Origin of the sequence: Neoalteromonas flava, assembly GCF_002807685.1 — a bacterium.
GTDB lineage: Bacteria > Pseudomonadota > Gammaproteobacteria > Enterobacterales > Alteromonadaceae > Alteromonas_E > Alteromonas_E flava.
In genome coordinates, this window is record NZ_PEAX01000004.1 from 57,241 (window position 1) to 79,023 (window position 21,783).

Here is a 21,783-nt window from a genome sequence, read left to right on the forward strand (position 1 = left end):
AAATAGAATGTTTGATTTGTGCCGCAATGGCTACCGTATTGAAGATCAGTTTGTACTTCTATTGATTAATAAAAATGGCGGGCATTGAGATCCAGCTCGCTAAGTAAATGACTGAGGTCGGTCAGGCGGCCAGCAATGATATGAATAACATCGCCATCACCGCGTTCTAAAATGCCGTTTACCTGTAGAATCGTCGATTTTAAATAGGCTTGTTTTTGTGCACGGGCAGAGGCCTGCCACACGATCACATTAGTATTCCCTGTAGGGTCTTCCAAGGTAATAAAGGTAACCCCAGAAGCCGTGCCAGGTGCCTGTCTGCCGGTAACGCAACCAATCACCGTAACCACTGATTTATGCGGTAGGTTGATGAGGTCGCGGGCCAGCGTGAATTTAGGCAGCTTTTGGGCTTGTATGAGTAATTCTACGGGATGGCGATTGAGCGACATCCCAGTGGATTGATAATCTTCTAATAAGTTATCTACATCGCTTGGCATTAAGCTGAGCTGGTGGGGATCGGGTTGATCAGCCATTAGGGGCAGTTGTGAGGTGTTTTCCATGATTTGCCAGCGGGCTTGATAGCGATTCCCGGCAATCGCATTAAACGCGTCAGCACTGGCCAGTGCCTGGAGCTCTAATGCATTGATACCTAATTGACGAACTTGGGCAATCGATGCAAAACCGTTAGCAGGGCGTTGCTGTAGTAAGCGTTCAGCTGTCGCTTGTGATAGTCCTTTGACAATCCGTAACCCTAAACGGATGGCAAAACACCCCCCCTCGGGCTCTAAGTAATGCTGGTATTGTGATGTGTTAATGCACACCGGCCTGACCTCGATGTTATGGCGTTTCGCATCTTGTACTAGCTGCGACGCGCTATAAAAGCCCATGGGTAAACTGTTCATCAGACTGGCGTAGAAGGCTGCAGGATAGTAGTACTTTAACCATGAAGAAACATAAGCTAAGACTGCAAATGAGGCAGAATGGGACTCCGGAAATCCATACTCACCAAAACCACAAATTTGTTCAAACAGACGCTCGGCAAAGGCTTCTTCGTAACCCTTTTTGAGCATCCCGGCAACCAGCTTCTGTCTAAATTGCAGTAGCTTGCCATTTTTCTTCCAACTGGCCATAGCGCGGCGTAATTGATCCGCTTCTCCACCACTAAAGCCAGCGGCAACCATAGCGAGTTGGATCACCTGTTCCTGAAATATCGGCACCCCCATGGTGCGACTCAGTACGGCTTCCACGGCCTTAGAAGGATACTCAATCGACTCTTTACCATCTCTGCGGCGCAAGTATGGATGCACCATGTCACCTTGAATGGGCCCCGGCCGAACAATCGCTATCTGCACCACTAAATCGTAATAACAGGCCGGCTTTAAGCGCGGTAACATAGACATCTGTGCGCGGGATTCTATTTGAAAGACGCCGACAGTGTCGGCATGTTGGATCATCTTATAGACTTGCGGGTCGTCTCCCCAGCGCGTGATATCAGCAATACAGGTGGAGTGTTGATAGTACTGTTGTAGCATATCGAAGGTTTTACGGATGGCCGTTAACATACCCAGTGCTAATACATCCACTTTGAGCAAGCCAAGGCTTTCTAAATCATCCTTATCCCATTGAATAACTGTACGCTCAGGCATGCTGGCGTTTTCCACCGGGACTAATTCATAGAGTGGACCTGAGGAAATCACAAAACCACCCACATGCTGCGACAAGTGGCGTGGAAAGCCCATGAGTTCATGCACCAAATTAACCAGTTGCTGGCTGATACGACTATCGGGATCTAAACCTAATTCACTGAGTTGCGATTGCCAGCTGACATCGCGGTCACGGCGATTCACGTTGGCTATGAAGAAGTCCAGTTGCGAGGCGTTGATCCCCAGTGCTTTACCTACTTCTCTGAGTGCACTTTTAAAGCGATAACAGACCACGGTTGCAGCCAATGCCGTTCTTTCTCGCCCGTACTTACGATAAATATACTGAATAACTTCTTCGCGTCGCTCATGTTCGAAGTCGACGTCAATATCCGGTGGCTCATTGCGCTCTTTGGAAATAAAACGTTCAAATAAAACATTGATTTGGCGCGGATCAACCGCCGTGATTTCAAGGCAATAACACACCACGGAATTAGCTGCTGAACCCCTACCCTGATAAAGAATACCTTGTTGTTTGGCAAATTGAACGATGTCAAAAATGGTTAAAAAAAAGTATTCATAGTGTTGTTCGGCAATTAAGCGTAATTCTTTTTCGATGATCGCGCGGATATCCTTGCTGAGACCGGATGGAAAGCGTTTTTTGATCCCGCGTTCAACACATAAACGCAAGTAACTCTTGGCATCAAAACCCGTGGGGATGAGTTCGGCTGGATACTGGTAGCGTAAGCTGGATAAACAAAAAGTGCAGCGCTGTGCAATATGCTGAGTTTCAGCTAACCAGTCGGCTGGATAAAGTTTGCTCAGTTTAGTTTGATCGCGTAAACAGCGTTCTGTATTGCTAAGCCCTGCCTTGCCTAATTGCTGTACCGTTGTACCGACGCGAGTCGCATGCAGCACATGCTGTAGAGGCAAACGTTCTGGTTCATGCATAAGTACCCCGCTACAAGCGCAGATCGGTAGGTTGGCCGTAGTCGCCAGCGTTTGCAACTGGTTTAAGTAAGCTTCTTCATTAGCAACCAACCAGCGCTGTGCACCGATCCATGTGCGTGTGGGATGGTAGCGCAGGATCCAGTCTAACCACACTTGTTGGCTACTTGGGTCGGGTTTGGGCAACCAAATTAATAAGCAGTGTTGAATGCGTTTTAAATCCCATTCTTCTAATTGGTATTGGCCTTTAGTTGCGCGACGACGGGCATTGGTGATGATCCGGCATAACTCGGCATAAGCTTTTTGATTCGGGCATAATAAAACACATTCAAATTCATCATTTAACGTAAAGTAGCTACCGACTATCAGTTTGATGGCCAGTTGTTTTTGCTGCTTTTCGGTAAAGGCTCTCACAATCCCGGCTACAGAGCATTCGTCGGTGATGGCTAAAGCGGAATAGCCCAAAAAGTCAGCGCGGGCGATCAACTCTTCAGGGTGTGAGGCGCCAGTTAAAAATGAAAAGTTAGACTGGCAAAACAGTTCAGCATACATCAGACAAAATACCCATGCACAAACCAGCGTTTGTGTTGGTCGCGAAATACCCACAAATATTGACCTAGCTCATTTTGCGCAATGAAGTAGTCCCGCTCTAAAGGTTGTGCACTCCACCAGCCGGTACATAAGCGCTCGGGGGCGGTTAGGATCCGGCTTTTCCCTGCCAATGGTTGTGGTGCTGGTAATAGTAACGACGGACGGTCATGCAACGGTTGGGCAACACTCGTGGGCTTAGCGGGCTGCTGATCCGTTAGGTACAAGCGCTGACTAGCATATTCGGGACGATGATCATTGCCTAAACCTAACTGATACACGCAGCGTTCACCCAAGCGAGCTTGTAAACGGGTGATTAACTGCAATGGGGTGAGTTCAGATTGGCGGGTAGTAAATAAATCGTCATTTGCAGCAAGTATCGGAGTGAGTTCATTCGCACTCAGGCTCATGGCTTGAACGGGAGCTGTAAGTTCCAGACGCTCGACAGCAACACGAGCAATGGACAACCAAGCTTTACTACGGTTCTCACCCTGTGCGCTATGTAATCGCCATTGCTGTTTTTGCTTGTCACGCAAGATTAATGTGATATTTAGATCAAAAGTCACAAGCGCCCGTTGAATAAGGTAACGTTCAAGGGAAACCAGTAAATATTCTAGGGGTTTTAAGAGACGTTCGCTGAGCGTGATTTCATATAAAAATTCTGAGTGTTGATGAAATCGCCGGGCTGGTCTAAACAGCGGAAGCCGTTCAAAACGTTCACCTTTGAGTTCACTGAGGTAGCGTAATAAGAAACCATCAAATCGAGCTGCAAGTGCACTGACGGGTTGCTTAAACAGATCATCAAATGAGGTAATGCCGACTCGTTTTAGCGTCTGAAGTTGTTTATCCGTGAGACTGCTGTGTCGTAAAGAACAACGTCTTAGGGCTTGCTTCCATTCCCGCGGAGCGTCGCTGATACGATTATACTGTGCGCGGGCGAGTACTTTTGCTGCACTCATGGAGCAGGCGCTGGCGTAGTTATAAGTATAGTTGCAAAGCAATGATTGAAGGGTTTGCCAGTAGCTGCTCAAGCTGGCATACAGCTTAAGCATATTATCGGCACGTAGAAACAAGCCGTCAGGGGGATCTAATGCGATATCTGCAGTAATTCCGTACAACTGTTCTGCGATTTGGCTCAGACGTTGACTTTCACATTTATTGTCGTATTCGATAATAGTGAGTTCAGAGCAGAGCGCACTAGCTGATGCAAGACCTTGTCCGTGACTTAATCCTTGTTGTTGTGCGGCTTTATTTAGCTGGCAGAGTTGATTGTTTTGCGCATCATAAATCGCGATGGGTTGTAGGGCATCAAGCGCTGATAAGCCGCTATGGTCAACAACGCTACTTAACTGTAACGCATTGAAGTGCACATATAACCACAGCCCCTGCATATGTTTTACTGTTGCGCATGTAAATGAACAACATTATCCATGGTGTTGGTGGGTATAGCTTGATAGCGTTGTTGCACACTACCGAGTGTATGCTCGACTTGCAATCCGGATACCGGCCAGCCGCCGCGTTGTTTATCAATGTCTATGTGTAGATGTTGCTCCGTTCGACTGACTCGCATAGACAGACTGATGGGGAGAGGCTGTACTTGTTGATTGTATTGTAACAATAACAACAAACTTTGGTTTTGCTCAGCAGCTACCTGTAAGCGCTTGGCTTGGCTAATTGAAAGCTGGTTACACCACAACACGGCGGTATGGCAAACACCACTTTTTAAACATTGCTCACAGGCCCATAACACATCAGCTGTTTCAGCTGGTGGGATAAAAAATGTACGGGCTAAATCAATCCCATATTCGGTAAGCATTTCAGCATTGACGGCGGCGGGTGGAGAAATAAAAAATAGTTGGCGTAAATCTTCTTGCTGAGCCTGAATAATCGGCATGCATAAGCGTAATTCACCAATGCTCATAGTACTGTTGATGCGTACTACACCGTGCTTCGGAAAGCCGCCATGCAGCGCATTGTCTAAGGCACTGATACTGGTTGGTAGCTTAGCGGCAGCTATTTGGTTGGCGTGTGATGCTTGCCATAATAGTTGCTTGTTTTTTAGATGAGTAATTAAAGCAGACATAAAAGATTACTGTATACTGTATATATGTACAGTATAATTTAATCGCTTTATTCTGCAAGTAAAGATTAATAGCCTTGCTATTAAAGCTAACTCTTAACGCAATAATGGGTTTCTAAATTAGCTGGTTATACCTAAACTAAATACCTAGCCTTAACGTATAAAGTAAAAATATTTTAGGCGTATACAGAATATGCAACACCCTTTCACTGTAGAAGTTGCAGAAAATATGGTGCAAGTGCGATTCTTAGAGTCATTTCACCACACTAAACATTACCGCGGGTTAATTAATGCGGTAATGGATATTGTTGCAACATCGTTGCCTAACAAGCAGTGGGCTTTATTGGTGGATTGGGGTAATTTATTTATTCAAATTCCTGAGGAAGAAAAGCTCTGCATGCTCTTTTTGCAGGAGTATAAAACCGCTGGACTACGTTACTTAGTTAACATAACGCCAAAACATCCAGTTGTTGATTGGCAGATGAATAAAATAATTGCTAAGCACTCGGACATTGACATTATGGTTTCTGATGATGTTACCGAGGGACTGCGTTGGTTAGCAAAACGAAACATAGATGTTCAAGCTAACGCTGTCGAAATTACACCGAATTGGTTCAAACCTAGCGATGCTTTTAGTGCCTTACTGAAGAAATACAACCTTTCTGCATCCAAGTTTGACGCACGATACGAATGATATCTCAGCAGCATGTCTTAATTTGCTGAATTAACTTGCGACAGCGGCGTTTTCGCTGTCTGATGCATCGGTTTTCAGCGCCCCACTGCTAATTCCGCGGCATGCGGCGATAAAACCATCGACCGTGTTTTGACACCAGGCAACACGTATTTCACTGGGTTGTTTCTTGATTAATTCGTTTACTTTTTCAATAGTGACTGGCTGATTTTCTACCGCACGATTAACCGCCTCTTCTACGGTACGGCTATGTTCGGTACAATTCATCACAATAAATTCAAAGCGCTTGATGATGAAGCTGGCGACCTCATAGTCTTCTTGTTTAATCAAGCCTCGTTTGTTCAACGCTTCTAAGCGATTAATAAATATTTGCTGAAGCTCATGGGCCATAAAGGCCAATTGTTTCTGCCCTATACGCAGTGCATAAGCTTTTGCTTTGGCATTATGATTAGCTAGTTTTAATTCACGCTGCAGTCCCTGTCCACGCACGACAAAATAAATCAAAATAATAAGCATAATGGCGATAATGCCGGCAGAAATCATAATCCTGAAAAACCTCTTTATAGTGCCTTTTGTTGTTCGATAAAGGCATTAATACTTTGTTCAAGCACAAACAATGGCACTGACCCTTGGGCTAACACTGCATCATGAAAGGCACGCAGATCAAACTTATCACCTAATGCATCTTCGGCAGTGGCTCGGAGTTGTTTGATCTTAATCTCTCCGATTTTATAGGATAGTGCCTGCGCAGGCCATGAAATATAGCGGTCAATTTCAGTCTTTACGTTATGTTCTGACAGTGCAGTGTTTTCAAGCATATACGCAAGTGACTGTTCACGCGACCAGCCCATCATATGCATACCCGTATCGACGACTAAGCGGCACGCTCGCCACATTTCATAACTTAAACGACCAAAATCGTCGTAAGGGTCAGAATAAATACCGACTTCCTTACCCAAATATTCTGAGTACAAACCCCAACCTTCGCCAAAGGCAGATATGTAAGTTTGGCGACGTACAGGTGGTAACCCGGACATCTCGTTAGCAAGTGAAATTTGCAAATGATGACCAGGAACAGCCTCATGCAGAGTCAAGGCAGGAATAGCATATAATGGGCGCTTATCTAAGGCATAGGTGTTCACCCAATAGTAACCGGGTTGATCGTCGCGTGCAGGAGATACATAGCGACCGGTAGTATATTTTGGTGCGATCGCATCTGGAACGGGCGCTACGCCATAGGGAGTGCGAGGCAACTTCTTAAAAAGTTGCGGTAGCTTGGCATCCATTTGTTTCGCAATATACGAAGCGTAGATGAGTAATTCTTCAGCACTTTTGGCGTAAAACTGTGGATCGGTACGTAAAAATTGGATGAACTCATTTATGTCGCCAGCAAACTCAAGCTTATCCACAATAGCTTGCATTTCAGCGCGGATCCGATCCACTTCGGCTAAGCCTATTTTATGGATTTCCTCCGCTGTCATCGTGGTGGTGGTGTAGTACTCGATACGGTTCTGGTAGTAAGCCGCACCATCAGGCAATAGCTTCGCAGCTATTTCATCACGTGCATTCGGTTTATAAACTTGGGTAAAAAAGTCATAAAAGCGCTGTAATGCAGGCATAATTTGCGCTGCAATGATGCCCTGCCCTGTGGCTTGCCAAGTAGCTATTTGTTCAGCGCTGAATTTGCTTTCGTCTAAGTTAGCCAAAGGTTGGTAGAAAACACTGTCTTGGCTCTCAACCATGAGAGACGAGATTGTATCTTCATAACCCGCTAAGACAGCTTTGGGTTGAGTTTTACCTACCGCTAAGCCCTTTTTCATCCACTCAATGTGCGTATCAATGACCGCGTCGACTTGCTTGAGTTGTGCTAAGTAATTATTTACTGATGCGGCGTCAATGATGCGAATCTGGTTAGGTAACTGGGCAAGACTACTGTGGAATCCGTATTCTGAAGTTATCGGCACATAATGTTCATTAAAACGATATTCATCCACGTAGTTCTTAATACGATAACGTTGCATTAATAAGGTGATGCGCTCTTCTTGTGACAGCTCGCTCTCGTCAATTAGTGCGAGTTGATCAAGATATGCTTGAAACTGTTGTGCACGGGTTTGCAGAGCCGTTTGAGAAACGTCGGTTATTCTGTCTTCGTAGTCTCGGATCCCTTGACGGCTCGCCAAACCTGGAAAGCTGCGTAATTCAAACTGCCAAATTTCACTGGTTAACCGCTCTAATCGTTGAGCTGCTGAGTCGTTGCCGTGCGCGGCACCACAAAAGCCAGCAATGAAAATAACAAGGGCGGATAAAACGGTTACTTTCATAAAGCTTACTCCAAACAAACTGTGGCAACGAAACTACTTTTTAGGTGTATAAATTGGGGTCGGAAACGCCGTTACTTTATCAGATAGTGCAGTAATTTTTGCACTTCCTTGCTTTTTAACTTCGTCAATCCGCAACACATTATGCATCGGAATGAAGGTATGCGTCACATCAGCAAACTCATCTTTGAGTTTTTCGTGGCTCGGATCAAGAACCAGACTGGTATGGGTATCCCAAACAAAATCGCCGATTTCAATAAAGCCAAAAAGCCCACCCTGACTGACTTCACGGACGTATAATTCATAACGTTCGCCATTGCTTACAAATTGAATTCTGAATAACGATTTAGACATGATACCTGTATGACTCTATATTAACCGCGCTGATTTTAGCCTTTTCAATGTGCTTTATCCATGACTAAGTAGCTCTCACCAAGGTCAATTGTTATGAAGTTATGCAGTGCTTCCTGACGCGCTTGCATGACTTGATAGAGACGCTGCTGCGGTTCAATGGGAGGCTCTGCAGTGAGTGGGAATGTGCCCCAATGCATACCAATTGACTGCTTGGCACCAATATCGTCATGAATTTTGACAGCTTCCTCCGGGTTCACATGGTAATCTTGCATAAACCAGCGCGGTGCATAGGCACCAATTGGTATTAACGCTAGATCGATTACACCGAGCTGCGTGCCAATGGGCTTGAACAACTCGCTGTGGTAACCGGTATCTCCCGCAAACCACAGCGTAAAATCACTGAAAACCAATCCCCAACTCGCCCATAAAGTTGCAAACCGATCGCCTAATGAACGTGCTGACCAGTGTTGCGATGGCAGTGCAACCACCCTGAGGTCTTGATTGAAAATAGCTGTTTGTTGCCAATCTAGTTCGTTAACTTGCGTCTCGTTTACACCGTTGTCAACAAACCAGGTTTTGAGACCCAAAGGCACGTAATACGTCGGTCGGTTGCCTAGCTGTTTAATGGTTGCTTCATCTAAATGATCATAATGACTGTGACTAATAACTACGGCATCAATGGGTGGTAACTGTTTGTAATCAATAACATGTGGTACATAACGCCTTGGGCCCATAAAGGACAAGGGCGATGCACGGTCAGAAAAAATAGGGTCTGTAAGTATATTGATCCCTTGGTACTGAATTAAAAAGGTTGAGTGTCCTAGCCACGTTACTTGCACAGTATCTGGCGGTTGTTGAATACGCGAAACATCCACTTGCTGTAACGGCACTGTGTCCGCTAGTTTACTGTGCTCGGCCCACGACTCATCACCAAAATAACGCATCTCAAGGAAATCAAAAAAGCTCTTATCTTTATCATTGAGGTAAATATTGCGAAAGCTTACGTTGCCATCAGCGTCTATTAGATGGTGGGCTTGGGTTGGATCAAACCATTCTGGAGGCCGCTTGCTGGAGCAGGCTTGCAGATTTATTAATAATGCTAGTAAGAGTGACCAACGCACGACTTTTAACTTCATAAGTGACAAAGCACTAACCGGACTTTTAGGCATACCAGTGGATACGTAGCGACACTCCGAAAAGATTTCCCGCGAAGGTTGTTAATGCTGAACACTACCCAGTAAGCGATGGGTTGCCATTTTTAGCTCTTGGTTGTCTTGTACAAGGATGGCGTTAACCGCAAAACCCTGCACATAGCTGGTTAACTGCAATGCAACAGATTCAATGGGTGTATCCGGCGAAATCTCATGATTATTCACCGCTCGCTCCAAACAGCCGATAAAATCTATTTGCAGTCGGTCAAGGTAATGTCGGCCAATATCTTTAATCGTTGCATCGTCGTGACCGAGTTCGGTAATACTATTAACTAATAAGCATCCTCTTCCACTAACCAGTGCCAAGTATCGGTCAAAGTATTCATGAATTGCCAAAATGCCTTGTGGTTGTTCTAAGGCGATTAAGACTTGTTTCATTTGCGTTGCAAGGTAAAAGTCGATTACCCGATAGAGAAACTTTTGTTTGCTGCCAAATTCGCGATAGAAACCGCGCCGATTAAAATCCGTACGCGCGATAATTTCATCCATAACGGCACCGTGAAAACCGTGTTCGAGGAAAACATCAATCGCTTGTTCCATGACTTCTTCAAGATCGTATAAAGGAGCGCGTGGCATTGCTGTTCCATTTCGAGAATTTCTATTCTTTAGACTAGCCACTGGCCATCTTTAGTCAAGCGCTTTTGCATAACTCGTCGCTTTACTTTCGACCAGTGGTGCAATATGCCAGTTTGCTGGAGCGGATCAGTGTGTTTATCCGTAACTCAGTGCGATAAACTAACCGTTTGACCCTGCTGTATTTTTGAGAACTACAATGATGGAATATAAAACCCGAAAGATTGTTTTGACTGCAATCGCTGGTTTATCGATGCTAACCGTTGGCTTCGGAACAAACGCTGAGCCAGCAAAACCTGATGCAGAACGCATTAAAGCGCACATGCAATTTTTAGCCGATGACTTGTTAGAAGGTAGAGAAACCGGCAGCCAAGGACATGAAATTGCATCACTGTATATTGCGACAGAGTTTGCCAAGTACGGTCTTAAACCCGCTGGTACTGATGCTGCCTCACCTTACATGCAACGTGTTAACTTTCGTTATGCAACGCTCGATCAAGACTCACCTACAATGGTCTTAACAGATGCTAACGGTCAAAGTAAGGCATTTGATTACCCGAAAGACTTTATCATGGGGCCGGATACTGTAAGGACTGAATCGCATGTGCAAGCAGAACTGGTATTTGTAGGCTACGGCATCACAGCACCCTTATTAGATCATGATGACTACGCAGGTCTAGACGTAGCAGGAAAAATCGTGGTGATGTTGTCAGGTAAGCCGACAGACTTTCCCACTGAAGAAGGTGCACACTTTGCCTCGGGCAGTCAGAAGCAAGCATACGCTGCAGCAAATGGCGCTATCGGCATTATCTCGATTGTCACACCACAATCCGAAAAAACTCGACCGTATCAACGTTCTTTGAGTTACTTACATACGCCTTCAATGCGCTGGTTAAATGCTGATGGTGAGCCTGAGAATGTGCAGCCGACGTTATTAGGTAGCGCCTATTTACCAATGCATACAGCTAAGGAGTTGTTTGCTGGCGCGCAAAAATCTCTTGATGAGGTTTACCAGCAACTTGAAAATGATGAAGTCCCGCGCGGGTTTGCATTAGCCACAACAGTCGAGTTGAGTCGTAAAAGCGAGCATAAAACCATCACTAGCCCTAACGTAGCTGGCATTATAGAAGGCAGTGATCCGGAATTAAAAAACGAATACGTGGTTTATTCTGCCCATTCTGATCACATTGGATTTTCGAAAACGGTTAAACAAGACAAGATTAACAATGGCGCTATGGATAATGCGTCCGGTACGGCAGTCATGTTAGAAACTGCGCGATTATTCAGTCAGTTATCAGAGAAACCAAGACGTTCGATCTTATTTGTCGCAGTGACCGGTGAAGAGAAAGGTTTACTAGGTGCAGACTACTTCGCACGTAATCCAACGGTGCCGCAGCAGAGTATGGTAGCTAATGTTAACTTGGATATGCCTTTACTCACCTTTGAATTTGCCGATGTTATAGCTTTTGGTGCAAGCCACAGTGATTTGAAGGCCTCAGTCGAGGATGCAGCGAAAAATGTTGGCCTAACGTTGAGCCCTGATCCATGGCCAGAGCAAGCCTTGTTTACCCGTTCTGATCACTACAGCTTCGTCAAGCAAGGTATTCCTGCAGTGTTTTTGGTACCTGGAATTAAAGCTGTTGACCCTGAAATTGATGGTAGCCAAGTATTAAACAACTTTTTATCGAGTAATTACCACAAGCCTTCTGATGATATGAATCAGCCATTTGATTGGAATGCTGCAACCAAATTTACAGCGGTAAATGCTCAAATTGGACTTACATTAGCGAATCAAACGCAGCGCCCGGCTTGGAATGAAGGGGACTTCTTCGGAGATACTTTCGGTAAAGCTGAGTAAACCTTGAAGCCTCTTAACATAAGCATTAAATAATACAAAAAAGGCCGCATTTGTGCGGCCTTTTTTATACTCATCGTTACTATGTTAAGAGAAGCTAGGGCACCGTTTCAATTAAACTGGCGTGCATCGCAATTAGAAGAAACGATTTTTAATGAACACCCACTGCGCAGCGAAGTCTTCAGTTGGCTTACGACTAAATTCACTGCGAATAAATAGATTAATCCGTCCGTCAGCATAACAAACCAACATATTAGCAATAATGGCCTCATCAGCGGGTAGTTCTTTACCTTCTCTTAGCTTTCGCTCACGCAAAACTTGCTTAAACTGTGTCTCTAATCGCTCGTATAACTTTGCGATTCGAGCTCGTAAACGTTCCTGTTCGCCTAACAAAGCATCGCCATTCAGAATGCGCGTTATACCCGGATTCTTTTCCGCAAAACCCAATAACAAATGCAAGATCATTTGGCAGCGAGCTGCTGCATCTTTCTCTTCATTGACGATTTTATTGATCCGCGTAAACAGCGCCTCTTCAATAAACTCGATAAGCCCTTCAAACATCCGTGCCTTGCTTGGGAAATGACGGTATAGCGCAGCTTCCGAAACACCGACTTTCTCAGCCAGCTTAGCTGTTGTAATACGTTGACCTGGATTAGTTTCGAGCATTCCAGCAAGACATTGCAGGATTTGAGCACGCCGGTTGGGTTTTTTAGTCGCTGGCATTAATCGGTTCCGTGAGTTTCTTGTTTTAATTTATATTGGCTTGCCAGTAAGGCTATCAATTGTTGCGCAACTATGTGTTTAGGTGCAGTTGTTAGCTTCTGGTCACCGTCGGACCAAAATACGTGTAACGCATTTTGATCACTATTAAAGCCTATATCGGCATTCGATACATCGTTTGCAGCTATCATATCAAGCTTTTTATTCCGCAGCTTATTCTGTGCGTAATGTTCTAACTCGTGGGTTTCTGCCGCGAAACCAAGCGTAAACGGTGGTGTCTGTAATGACGCAACATCACTAAGAATATCAGGGTTTTTAACAAAAGTAAGTGTTAACTCATCTGAGTTCTTTTTTATCTTTTGGTCGGCAATCGACTCACAGCGATAATCAGCTACTGCCGCGGTTGCAATAAAAACGTCGCACTGTTTAACCGCTTGCATTACCGCAGCATGCATTTGCAAAGCGCTATCGACTTGAATTAGCTCTACGCCAGCAGGAGTTGGCAATGCAGTTGGTCCGCTGACTAATGTTACAGTTGCACCGGCCTGAACTGCCGCAGCAGCAATGGCATAACCCATTTTGCCGCTGCTATGATTACTAAGGTAGCGCACTGGATCCAATGCCTCTCGCGTAGGGCCAGCAGTGATAACAACATGCAAATTATTAAGTAATTCAGTAGTGGTTGAGGTGAAGAGCTCGCCTAGCTGAGCAGCAATGCACTCTGGCTCAGTCATTCGACCGGCTCCAATATCGCCACAGGCCTGCTCACCGCTATCGGGGCCTATAAATTTGATTTGTCGGGCTTGTAAAGTCGCAAGATTAGTTTGTGTCGCTGGATGTGCCCACATCGCCTGATTCATCGCTGGCGCAATAATGACTTGTGCAGATGTTGCTAGATATAAAGTACTTAACAGATCATCGGCAATGCCATGCGCCAATTTAGCCATGAAGTTGGCTGTCGCCGGTGCAATGAGTAATACATCAGCCCATTTTGCCAGCTCAATATGACCCATGCCGGCTTCTGCATCTTCATCCAACAGATGTTGATGCACGGGATTACCCGATACTGCCTGCAATGATAATGCGCTAACAAACTCCGTTGCCGAAGCTGTTAGAACAACCTTAACTACGGCCCCTTCAGCAGTCAGTTTGCGTACCAAGTCGGGTGTTTTATAGGCGGCAATACCACCGGTTACACCAAGAAGAATGTTTTTATTTTTCAATTGCATCGGATACAGACTGACCTTGTGGACGGCGACTTTAAGCGCGCAATACGCTTTATTTGCCTAAATAGTAGCAAGGGAACGCGCAGATGAGAATAACTGATTGGTCAGTCGCTGAAAGGCCAAGAGAAAAGCTATTGGTACACGGTGCCGACAAACTTAGTGACGCAGAATTACTCGCAATAATTCTCAATACCGGTGTGGCAGGGCAAACATCGCTAGGTCTGGCTGAAGCTTTACTGCATCGTTTTGGAGATATTGCCGGCTTGTTTGTAGCCAATGATAATGAGTTACGGCAAGTGTCAGGTATCGGGAATGCCAAGATAGCTTTGTTAAGAGCTGCGCGAGCGTTAGCCAGTCGTAGCGTACAAGAACGCTTGGTTAATCGGACGACCTTTAATGACGTGACTGCGGTGAGTGATTTTCTGTTATTAGAGATGGCGCATTTAAAGCAGGAAGTCTTCGCTGTGCTAACGTTAAATAGTCAGCATCAACTTTTACATTTTCGTAAGATGTTTTTTGGTTCCATTAGTTCTGCTGCGGTATATCCACGCGAATTGGTCCGACAAGCGCTTGCCGATAATGCTGCTGCAGTGATTTTGGCACATAATCATCCGTCAGGTGTTGCCGAACCGAGTCAGGCTGACCGTGATATTACCCAGCGCATTATTGCTGCTCTGGATTTAATTGAAGTTAGTGTGCTCGATCATTTTGTGGTAGGCCGTACAAGTACGGTATCATTCGCGCAACGAGGCTTAATCTAGTGGAATCCCAGCTTTGACAATAGGACCTGCTGATTCGGCAGAAAATAATAACAAACGTATCGCACTATTTATTGACTCACTCGCTGGTGGTGGTGCTGAAAAAGTCGTTATAACCCTCGCTAACGCGTTTTCTCAATTAGGGCACAGAGCAGAAATTATTTGCTTACAACAGCGCCAAGAATATGCTGTTCCTGAACACATACCGGTGCACTATTTGTATCCGCAACGGCGAGTTAAACTTGCAAGCCCCTGGAGTCGCGCGAAGCATGCCAAAGAACTTACCGCATTAATTACTAAGCTGCAGCTGAATGACTCAGCATTTGACTTATTTTTGGCGAACTTAGATGAGACGAATTACATTGTTTCAGCGTGTCACTTTTCGCCGTGTTACTACATTGTACACAATGCCATTATGCCAACGCTCGCCCGCGCAAAGCTTATGGGGCCGCATAAGTATCTCCGCCAACGGCGTTTATTTAAAGCTTTAGAACAGCGCCGTATTATTGCGGTATCTCAAGCGTTAGCGCAGGAAGTAGAACAGCAAAACTTATTTACGGCTGAGTCTACAAGCGCAATTTACAACCCCTTTGATTTGACTGCTATCCGCGCGGCCAGTGAGGAAAAATGCAGTAAACTACCGAGTTTTCCCTATATTTTACATATTGGGCGCTTTGCCAAACAGAAACGTCACGACGTTCTATTTAGTGCCATAAAACGGCTCTCAGATACCTCTCTAAAACTGGTTTGTTTAGTATCGAATACCGCAGGACTACAACGCTTGGTTCAGCGGCTAGGGGTGGCAGATCGGGTTGTTGTGGTTGAGTTTCAGCAAAACCCCTACGTCTGGATAAAACAGGCAAAATGTCTGGTGTTAAGTTCTGATTTTGAGGGTTTTGGTAATGTCCTAGTAGAGTCTTTAGCCTGCGGCACTCCGGTGGTTGCTACGGATTGTCCGTATGGTCCCAATGAAATTTTGGTGGGTGAGAACCGAACCTTTCTAGTGCCACCGAATGACCCAGAAAAACTTGCGCAAGCAATTACCCGGCGACTAGAGACTCCAATAAATGATAACATTCAAAGACTCAGCGCGACATTTGGCCATATACAAATCGCCAAACAATATTTAGCTCTTTTGCAGTCGCCACCAGCACCAGGGAGTCAGGATTAACCGTGTCGGAAATACCTTGTTTTGTTATCAATTTGGCGCGTTCAAAAACTCGTATGGCTACCATTAGCCTACAATTAACGGCGCTAAACATTCCATTCCAGCGCATCGAAGCGGTAGATGGCAGTGCATTATCATCTACGCTCATGAATGAAGTGTACGCGCCAAATCACCCAGAGGCTTACTATAAGTCAATGAACAAGGGCGAAATTGCGTGTTATTTAAGTCACCGCTCAGTGTGGCAGCGCATGGTTGATGAAAACATTCAACTCGCAGTGGTGCTTGAAGATGATGTGCAACTGAACACAACTCTTGCTGATGCCATTAGCGCTATTCAAGAAATGCCAAATGATTGGGATTATATAAAATTAGCCCAGCACGCGCGCAAGCGCCCCGTTTTGCACCATTTCCAGTTTAATCAGTTTGACCGCGTTACCTACGCTAAAGTACCCGCTAGAACCTGCGCACAGGCGATAAGCTTGGCAGGGGCGAAAAAGTTACTCGCGCACAGCTTGCCAATCATTCGTCCGATTGATATCGATTTACAATATTGGTGGGAAAAGGACTTACGTTTATTTGGCTTGATGCCCTATCCAGCCACTCCCAGTGCTGAAGATAGTAGTGATATTGAACACGTGGCAAAGCGCAAACGTGCGCAACAGAGTAAGCTACAGAAGTTGCGTAATATGTGGCGCTTTTATTGGCAAAACCGTTATCATAATAAGCGTCGCTTGGCGGCACTTGCACAAGATCCAAAGAGGTAAATTGCATGCAACTGTCAGTGATTTTTTCAACTTATAATTCGCCTGAATGGATGTTGAAGACTTTGTGGAGTTTGCATTATCAAACCTTCCAAGAGTTTGAAATAATAATTGCCGATGATGGTTCAGATGCGGTGACTGCGGAAACCATAGCTCAGTTCCAAGCTGAGTCTGGGCGTCAGGTTAAACATGTTTGGCAACCGGATGATGGTTTTCAAAAAACACGGATTTTAAACCAGGCGCTGATTGCTAGCGAAGGTGAATATATCCTATTCACTGACGGCGATTGTGTCTTGCGTAGCGACTTTCTGGCTGTACACATGCAACGGCGTGAGCCGGGTTATTTTCTTTCTGGAGGCTACTTCAAATTGCCGATGGAAACCAGTAAGGCGATTACGCGAGATGATATCGCTACCGGTCGGGCATTCGACTTGGAGTGGTTGATGGCACATGGCTTACAGAAAACTCACAAAACCATGAAGCTCACGGCGTCTGGATTAAAAGAAAAACTGCTTAACTCGCTAACACCAACCAAGGCAACTTGGAATGGGCATAATGTATCCGGTTGGCGCAGCGATATTTTTGCGGCCAATGGATTTGATGAACGTATGCAATATGGTGGCGAAGATCGTGAGCTTGGTGAACGCTTGTTTAACGCGGGTATAAAGTCGAAACAAATTCGCTATTCTGCTATTTGTCTGCACTTAGACCATGCACGAGGTTATGTAAAACAAGAGATGCGGGATAAGAATGCTGCAATAAGAGCAGTAACCAAGCGTGAGCGTAAGACTGAAACAGAGTTTGGGATTAAGCAGGCGATCGCGAGATCGGAACACGATCGCGATTAAATTTTGTTGATCATTGCCTGTGTTTGCTGTATAACATGCGCCCTCTTAATTGTAGGTTGGATGCCTGTGTTGCTCCCCGGCTATTGATTGGTCATAAAGGGAAGTAGCCACTAGTGGCAACACCATTGTAAACGTTGTTCTGGAGACAAAAAATGTCAAAAGTATGTCAAGTGACAGGAAAGCGTCCAGCGGTTGGTAATAACCGTTCACACGCGCGCAATGCGACTCGTCGTCGTTTTTTGCCAAACTTACAAACCCACCGTTTTTGGGTTGAAAGCGAAAATCGTTTCGTAAAATTACGCCTTACTCCAAAGGGTATGCGTATCATCGATAAAAAGGGTATTGATACAGTACTAGCTGATATCCGTGCTCGTGGTGAGAAAGTTTAAGGAGCCTAAACCATGCGTGATAAAATTAAATTAGTATCAACAGCGGGTACCGGTTTTTACTACACTACTGATAAAAACAAGCGTAACATGCCTGGCAAAATGGAGATCAAAAAGTACGATCCTAAAATTCGCCAGCACGTAATGTTCAAGGAAGCTAAGATTAAGTAATTCTTACCTTTTGTCTCCTTTTAAAAACCCGGCTTTGACCGGGTTTTTTGCGTTTTCAACTCGCTTTCTAATCAGGTAAGCTAGCGAAAACTTTATCTTGCTTGGTGAGCTTTGAGATTATCAACCCGTGCATTAAACAACGTCATTATTTTTGCCATGTTGGTAATGATTGCTTTGTTTAATCTTGACCAATGGATACCAACGCCTCAGTCGACTCCGCAGCTACAGTTAATTGGTGAGAATGACATGCTGTTGCGAATTGACATCGGAACGACTCGTTTAGAACGTGTCGGCACCCAGTGGCGATTGGTTGATAGTGAAAGCCTTATCCGCCAAGCAGGGGATGAAATTGTTTCCCATTGGCTGGGTGCCCGATTACAGTTGGTAGAGTCAGTACCTTCACCAAGTAATCAAGTCGTTGCTCAGGTTTGGTTGGCGCGACAGTCCTCACCCGCCGAAGTTGTTCTTTATACCAGCGACACAGGAGATTTTGTGCAGATTGGGGACTACATATACATGCTGCAAAATACCACATTTGACGAATTAGTCTTTAACCGGAATTGAGGAAGCCTACGTGCCTGAGTTACCAGAAGTTGAGGTCAGTCGTTTAGGTATAGCGCCACATATCGAAGGAGCAACCATTACTGCACTTCGGGTGCATAACTCTTCGCTGCGCTGGCCAGTACCTGATTCGGTGCAAACCGCAGTCGGAGAGCCGGTGATATCGGTTACGCGCCGGGCTAAATATTTATTTATCAACACGCCCAAGGGTAGCATTGTGTTGCATCTCGGGATGTCTGGGCGTTTGCGAGTGGTGGATCAGAACCTACCCCTGGAAAAACACGACCATATCGAGCTGTATTTATCGACTGGGCAGTGTTTACGCCTTAACGATCCGCGTCGCTTTGGTGCTTGTCTGTGGCAAGCAAAAGAGGCAGAGCCTTTGGCAATATTGTCAGGTTTGGGTCCTGAACCATTGACCGATGAATTTGATTGGCGACGTTTATACGATATGTCCCGAGGTAAATCGATGTCGGTAAAAGTCTTTATCATGACCAATCAAGTGGTCGTCGGGGTGGGTAATATTTATGCTAATGAAGCGTTATTTTTAACCGGCATCGATCCCCGCCGTTCCGCCGGGCGTGTAGCGAAGGCTCGCTATCAGGAGCTTACTAAGAACATCAAGCAAGTGTTGGCCGCCGCAATACGTCAGGGTGGAACTACGCTTAAAGACTTTACCCAAGCTGATGGCAACCCGGGTTACTTCAAACAGCATTTGCGCGTTTATGGACGCGCGGGAGAGCCATGTGAAGTGTGTGAAACCAGCATCAAAAGCCAGGTGTTAGGTCAGCGCAACACTTTCTTTTGTCCGCAATGTCAGCGTTAATCTTGATTTTGTTCGTGCAGGCGTTTTTGTAAAGCTGCTTGCACCACAGGATGACAAAATTCACTTACGTTGCCACGGTGCAAGGCGACTTCCTTGACTAAAGTGGAAGAAATAAAGGAATTTTCCTCTGCTGGGGTTAAAAATACGCTCTCTAGTTTGGGGTTCAGGCGGCGATTCATATTGGCTAATTGGAACTCGTATTCAAAATCGGATACTGCGCGCAGTCCGCGGATCAATACAGTCGCATTTTGCGAGTCAGCAAAATCAGCTAGCAGGCCTGTGAAACCAAGCACTTCAACATTATCTAAATGTGCTGTGATTTCTTGGATCATGGCGACACGCTCAGCCAAACTAAACAATGGCTTTTTGCTCGGATTGGCTGCTATTCCAACCAATACACTGGAAAACATTTGTGCCGCACGTTCAATAAGGTCGGCGTGACCATTGGTAATAGGATCGAATGTGCCCGGATAAATAGCTCGCGTGTGCATACACCAAATACTCACTTTTCATGATTGCCGAAACACTACATGGAATCCTAATTTGATGCAATTTATTCACGGATTTGCCTATATCTTATGCGGCTTATCAGCTAGGATCTGATATCCAAATAGTCCCTTGAGAGCCCAGATTTGCGAGTCATAGTAGCGTTATTGTTGTGTTTATGGATGAGTAGTGAAACCACCGCTACGCCTTGGGTGGGAACTCTTGATCCTCAACTGCATCAAGACTTGGTGAAACTCTCAGAGTATTCTTTACTCGACGTGGCGGTAAATACGTATCCCGTGCCCTGGAAAGGGATTGCCCAGCAACTTCAAAACATTGAGTTATCGGGACTGCCGCAACATGTGCAATTATCCGTTTTGCGCTTACAGCATTATGTGGCGATACAGCAAAACCGCACGTGGGGCTCTTCGCTAGAGATGTATGCCGCTGGTGACGAAGCTCAATTCACAGCATTTGATGCAGAACAAAGAACATCTGCACGATTGACGCAAAGCACTGAATACAAAAAAGGTCGCTGGGCTGCGCAACTTTCGATTAACGCCGAGTCGGGCGGTGAACGACATTTAGATCAAAGCTATCTCGCGGTTCAGTTAGCAGATTGGAATTTTGCAGTGAGTGCCATGGATCAATGGTGGGGACCCGGGCAAATGAGCAGTTTAATCCTCACGGATAATGCACGACCTGTACCGGTATTATCGTTGTCTCGCGCAACTGCGGTTCAATCTGAGTCGCCATGGTTGAGCTGGTTAGGCCCATGGTTTTTTACCGCTCAATTAGGTGAATTAGAGTCTGAAAGAGAAGTTGATGGGGTCAAACTGTGGCGTTCAAGATTAACCGTAAAGCCATTACGTGGATTAGAGCTCGGCGCGTCGTGGGCGGCCATGTGGGGTGGCGAAGGTCAAGCTAACGGTATATCAGGCTTTATTGATGTAGTAACATTTCAAAAAGAATGTGCCAATGGGGCTGCCAGTTGTGACCCAGAACTAAATACGACGGTAGGTAATCATATTGCAGGCTTTGACCTAAAATATACCTTTACGTTATTCAATACCCCGGTCTCGCTTTATGCGCAGCGCGTTGGCGAAGATGCGGTCGATGGTTATCGAATCACTGATAATGCAAATCTGTTTGGAATATCGACCTACTTTGGTCGCGTTTATACCTTTCTCGAAACCAGTGATACCAACATTGCCTGTGCGGGTGATGGTAGTACATTGACTAATTGTTATTACGAAAGCGGTACCTATCCAACGGGCTATCGTCGTTATGGTCGCGCTATGGGCAGTACGTTTGATAGCGATGCAAAATACGTTACGCTGGGCAGTCGTTGGCACATGCGAGACGCTGATTCCGTCCAGCTGCAAATCAGCCGAATTGAACTCAATCCTGATGGCCAAAGGCCATCTCCTGTATTGCGCAATAGCATCCAAGAAGATATTTGGTATGTCAGCGGCGCTTATCAAACCGCCTGGAAAAACTGGCAATTAAAGGTTGGTGTTAATCTGGCTTATCGCGAGTTTGCCATTCAAACACGCGACGCTGAAACAGACTTAAACGGCTATTTGCATGTCCGTTATGCGGTATTGAATTAGAGAG

The 21,783-nt window shown here is 45.4% G+C and carries 22 protein-coding genes; 11 read left to right on the forward strand and 11 right to left on the reverse strand.

Features of this window, described 5'->3' with window-relative positions; genetic code table 11:
* Positions 1–65 precede the first annotated feature (65 nt).
* From CSH92_RS10335 to imuA, 3 genes are read right to left on the reverse strand one after another with little or no spacing between them, the layout of a single operon-like run.
* A complete protein-coding gene (locus CSH92_RS10335; protein ID WP_205662172.1) occupies positions 66–3,137 on the reverse strand; it encodes an error-prone DNA polymerase in 3,072 nt (1,023 codons plus the stop codon).
* Complete coding sequence (locus tag CSH92_RS10340) at positions 3,137–4,564, reverse strand: Y-family DNA polymerase (RefSeq protein WP_100657569.1); 1,428 nt, start codon at positions 4,562–4,564, stop codon at positions 3,137–3,139. Before CSH92_RS10340 ends, CSH92_RS10335 begins: the two co-directional genes overlap by 1 nt.
* Before the next feature lie 5 nt (positions 4,565–4,569).
* The gene (imuA, locus tag CSH92_RS10345; RefSeq protein WP_100657570.1) at positions 4,570–5,256 is read right to left on the reverse strand and encodes a translesion DNA synthesis-associated protein ImuA; all 687 of its coding nucleotides are present in this window, start codon (positions 5,254–5,256) and stop codon (positions 4,570–4,572) included.
* A gap of 190 nt (positions 5,257–5,446) precedes the next feature.
* Here imuA and CSH92_RS10350 point away from each other — a divergent pair, with 190 nt between their 5' ends.
* A complete protein-coding gene (locus tag CSH92_RS10350) occupies positions 5,447–5,947 on the forward strand; it encodes a hypothetical protein (protein WP_100657571.1) in 501 nt (166 codons plus the stop codon).
* Between the two features lie 30 nt (positions 5,948–5,977).
* Here the strand turns inward: CSH92_RS10350 and CSH92_RS10355 are convergent, their stop codons facing one another.
* The 5 genes from CSH92_RS10355 to CSH92_RS10375 form a co-directional block, all read right to left on the reverse strand.
* Positions 5,978–6,487: a hypothetical protein gene (locus tag CSH92_RS10355; RefSeq protein WP_100657572.1), complete on the reverse strand. Its 510-nt coding sequence runs from the start codon at positions 6,485–6,487 to the stop codon at positions 5,978–5,980.
* A 17-nt stretch (positions 6,488–6,504) separates the two neighbouring features.
* The gene (locus tag CSH92_RS10360; protein WP_100657573.1) at positions 6,505–8,265 is read right to left on the reverse strand and encodes a DUF885 domain-containing protein; all 1,761 of its coding nucleotides are present in this window, start codon (positions 8,263–8,265) and stop codon (positions 6,505–6,507) included.
* 33 nt (positions 8,266–8,298) lie between these two features.
* Positions 8,299–8,616 carry a DUF1820 family protein gene (locus tag CSH92_RS10365; protein WP_100657574.1) on the reverse strand — a complete coding sequence of 106 codons (318 nt, stop codon included), beginning with the start codon at positions 8,614–8,616 and terminating at the stop codon, positions 8,299–8,301.
* Between the two features lie 44 nt (positions 8,617–8,660).
* Positions 8,661–9,752 carry an MBL fold metallo-hydrolase gene (locus CSH92_RS10370; RefSeq protein WP_164084714.1) on the reverse strand — a complete coding sequence of 364 codons (1,092 nt, stop codon included), beginning with the start codon at positions 9,750–9,752 and terminating at the stop codon, positions 8,661–8,663.
* 81 nt (positions 9,753–9,833) lie between these two features.
* Positions 9,834–10,403 (reverse strand): TetR/AcrR family transcriptional regulator, encoded by a 570-nt coding sequence (locus CSH92_RS10375; RefSeq protein WP_100657576.1) that lies wholly within the window; start codon positions 10,401–10,403, stop codon positions 9,834–9,836.
* Between the two features lie 250 nt (positions 10,404–10,653).
* On the opposite strand from CSH92_RS10375, the gene CSH92_RS10380 reads away from it, so the two are divergent.
* Complete coding sequence (locus tag CSH92_RS10380; RefSeq protein ID WP_240612799.1) at positions 10,654–12,258, forward strand: M28 family metallopeptidase; 1,605 nt, start codon at positions 10,654–10,656, stop codon at positions 12,256–12,258.
* A gap of 132 nt (positions 12,259–12,390) precedes the next feature.
* On the opposite strand, the gene slmA is transcribed toward CSH92_RS10380, so the two are convergent.
* Positions 12,391–12,978 (reverse strand): nucleoid occlusion factor SlmA, encoded by a 588-nt coding sequence (gene slmA, locus CSH92_RS10385; protein WP_100657578.1) that lies wholly within the window; start codon positions 12,976–12,978, stop codon positions 12,391–12,393.
* Positions 12,978–14,204, reverse strand: coding sequence for a bifunctional phosphopantothenoylcysteine decarboxylase/phosphopantothenate--cysteine ligase CoaBC (gene coaBC / locus CSH92_RS10390; protein WP_100657579.1), 1,227 nt, complete (start codon positions 14,202–14,204; stop codon positions 12,978–12,980). The genes slmA and coaBC overlap by 1 nt, the downstream gene beginning before the upstream one ends.
* 83 nt (positions 14,205–14,287) lie before the next feature.
* Here coaBC and radC point away from each other — a divergent pair, with 83 nt between their 5' ends.
* From radC to mutM, 8 genes are all read left to right on the forward strand, one after another.
* Positions 14,288–14,962 (forward strand): RadC family protein, encoded by a 675-nt coding sequence (gene radC / locus CSH92_RS10395; RefSeq protein WP_100657580.1) that lies wholly within the window; start codon positions 14,288–14,290, stop codon positions 14,960–14,962.
* A 13-nt stretch (positions 14,963–14,975) separates the two neighbouring features.
* On the forward strand, positions 14,976–16,130 hold the full coding sequence (locus tag CSH92_RS10400) for a glycosyltransferase (RefSeq protein ID WP_100657581.1): 1,155 nt from the start codon (positions 14,976–14,978) through the stop codon (positions 16,128–16,130).
* 2 nt (positions 16,131–16,132) lie between these two features.
* Positions 16,133–16,891 carry a glycosyltransferase family 25 protein gene (locus CSH92_RS10405; RefSeq protein ID WP_100657582.1) on the forward strand — a complete coding sequence of 253 codons (759 nt, stop codon included), beginning with the start codon at positions 16,133–16,135 and terminating at the stop codon, positions 16,889–16,891.
* 5 nt (positions 16,892–16,896) lie between these two features.
* Positions 16,897–17,736, forward strand: a complete 840-nt coding sequence (locus tag CSH92_RS10410; protein WP_100657583.1) for a glycosyltransferase family 2 protein — start codon at positions 16,897–16,899, stop codon at positions 17,734–17,736.
* A gap of 152 nt (positions 17,737–17,888) precedes the next feature.
* On the forward strand, positions 17,889–18,125 hold the full coding sequence (gene rpmB, locus CSH92_RS10415; protein ID WP_100657584.1) for a 50S ribosomal protein L28: 237 nt from the start codon (positions 17,889–17,891) through the stop codon (positions 18,123–18,125).
* A 12-nt stretch (positions 18,126–18,137) separates the two neighbouring features.
* Positions 18,138–18,293 carry a 50S ribosomal protein L33 gene (gene rpmG / locus CSH92_RS10420; RefSeq protein WP_014107089.1) on the forward strand — a complete coding sequence of 52 codons (156 nt, stop codon included), beginning with the start codon at positions 18,138–18,140 and terminating at the stop codon, positions 18,291–18,293.
* 111 nt (positions 18,294–18,404) lie between these two features.
* Entirely contained in the window at positions 18,405–18,857 is a 453-nt protein-coding gene (locus tag CSH92_RS10425) for a hypothetical protein (protein ID WP_100657585.1), read from the forward strand.
* A gap of 10 nt (positions 18,858–18,867) precedes the next feature.
* A complete protein-coding gene (mutM, locus tag CSH92_RS10430) occupies positions 18,868–19,680 on the forward strand; it encodes a bifunctional DNA-formamidopyrimidine glycosylase/DNA-(apurinic or apyrimidinic site) lyase (protein WP_100657586.1) in 813 nt (270 codons plus the stop codon).
* Here the strand turns inward: mutM and coaD are convergent.
* Positions 19,677–20,171, reverse strand: a complete 495-nt coding sequence (coaD, locus tag CSH92_RS10435) for a pantetheine-phosphate adenylyltransferase (RefSeq protein WP_100657587.1) — start codon at positions 20,169–20,171, stop codon at positions 19,677–19,679. The two genes, mutM and coaD, sit on opposite strands and share 4 nt — an antisense overlap.
* 177 nt (positions 20,172–20,348) lie before the next feature.
* Between coaD and CSH92_RS10440 the strand changes: the two genes are divergently transcribed.
* The gene (locus CSH92_RS10440; protein ID WP_100657588.1) at positions 20,349–21,779 is read left to right on the forward strand and encodes a capsule assembly Wzi family protein; all 1,431 of its coding nucleotides are present in this window, start codon (positions 20,349–20,351) and stop codon (positions 21,777–21,779) included.
* Positions 21,780–21,783: the final 4 nt, after the last annotated feature.

Coding starts and splice junctions, on each gene's coding strand:
- radC (WP_100657580.1), top strand. CDS start 14,288: ATGAGAATAACTGATTGGTCAGTCGCTGAAAGGCCAAGAGAAAAGCTA.
- CSH92_RS10370 (WP_164084714.1), bottom strand. CDS start 9,752: ATGAAGTTAAAAGTCGTGCGTTGGTCACTCTTACTAGCATTATTAATA.
- imuA (WP_100657570.1), bottom strand. CDS start 5,256: ATGTCTGCTTTAATTACTCATCTAAAAAACAAGCAACTATTATGGCAA.
- CSH92_RS10365 (WP_100657574.1), bottom strand. CDS start 8,616: ATGTCTAAATCGTTATTCAGAATTCAATTTGTAAGCAATGGCGAACGT.
- CSH92_RS10335 (WP_205662172.1), bottom strand. CDS start 3,137: ATGTATGCTGAACTGTTTTGCCAGTCTAACTTTTCATTTTTAACTGGC.
- CSH92_RS10380 (WP_240612799.1), top strand. CDS start 10,654: ATGCTAACCGTTGGCTTCGGAACAAACGCTGAGCCAGCAAAACCTGAT.
- rpmB (WP_100657584.1), top strand. CDS start 17,889: ATGTCAAAAGTATGTCAAGTGACAGGAAAGCGTCCAGCGGTTGGTAAT.
- coaBC (WP_100657579.1), bottom strand. CDS start 14,204: ATGCAATTGAAAAATAAAAACATTCTTCTTGGTGTAACCGGTGGTATT.
- slmA (WP_100657578.1), bottom strand. CDS start 12,978: ATGCCAGCGACTAAAAAACCCAACCGGCGTGCTCAAATCCTGCAATGT.
- CSH92_RS10355 (WP_100657572.1), bottom strand. CDS start 6,487: ATGATTTCTGCCGGCATTATCGCCATTATGCTTATTATTTTGATTTAT.
- CSH92_RS10375 (WP_100657576.1), bottom strand. CDS start 10,403: ATGCCACGCGCTCCTTTATACGATCTTGAAGAAGTCATGGAACAAGCG.
- CSH92_RS10440 (WP_100657588.1), top strand. CDS start 20,349: ATGAGTAGTGAAACCACCGCTACGCCTTGGGTGGGAACTCTTGATCCT.
- CSH92_RS10350 (WP_100657571.1), top strand. CDS start 5,447: ATGCAACACCCTTTCACTGTAGAAGTTGCAGAAAATATGGTGCAAGTG.
- rpmG (WP_014107089.1), top strand. CDS start 18,138: ATGCGTGATAAAATTAAATTAGTATCAACAGCGGGTACCGGTTTTTAC.
- CSH92_RS10360 (WP_100657573.1), bottom strand. CDS start 8,265: ATGAAAGTAACCGTTTTATCCGCCCTTGTTATTTTCATTGCTGGCTTT.
- CSH92_RS10410 (WP_100657583.1), top strand. CDS start 16,897: ATGCAACTGTCAGTGATTTTTTCAACTTATAATTCGCCTGAATGGATG.
- coaD (WP_100657587.1), bottom strand. CDS start 20,171: ATGCACACGCGAGCTATTTATCCGGGCACATTCGATCCTATTACCAAT.
- CSH92_RS10340 (WP_100657569.1), bottom strand. CDS start 4,564: ATGCAGGGGCTGTGGTTATATGTGCACTTCAATGCGTTACAGTTAAGT.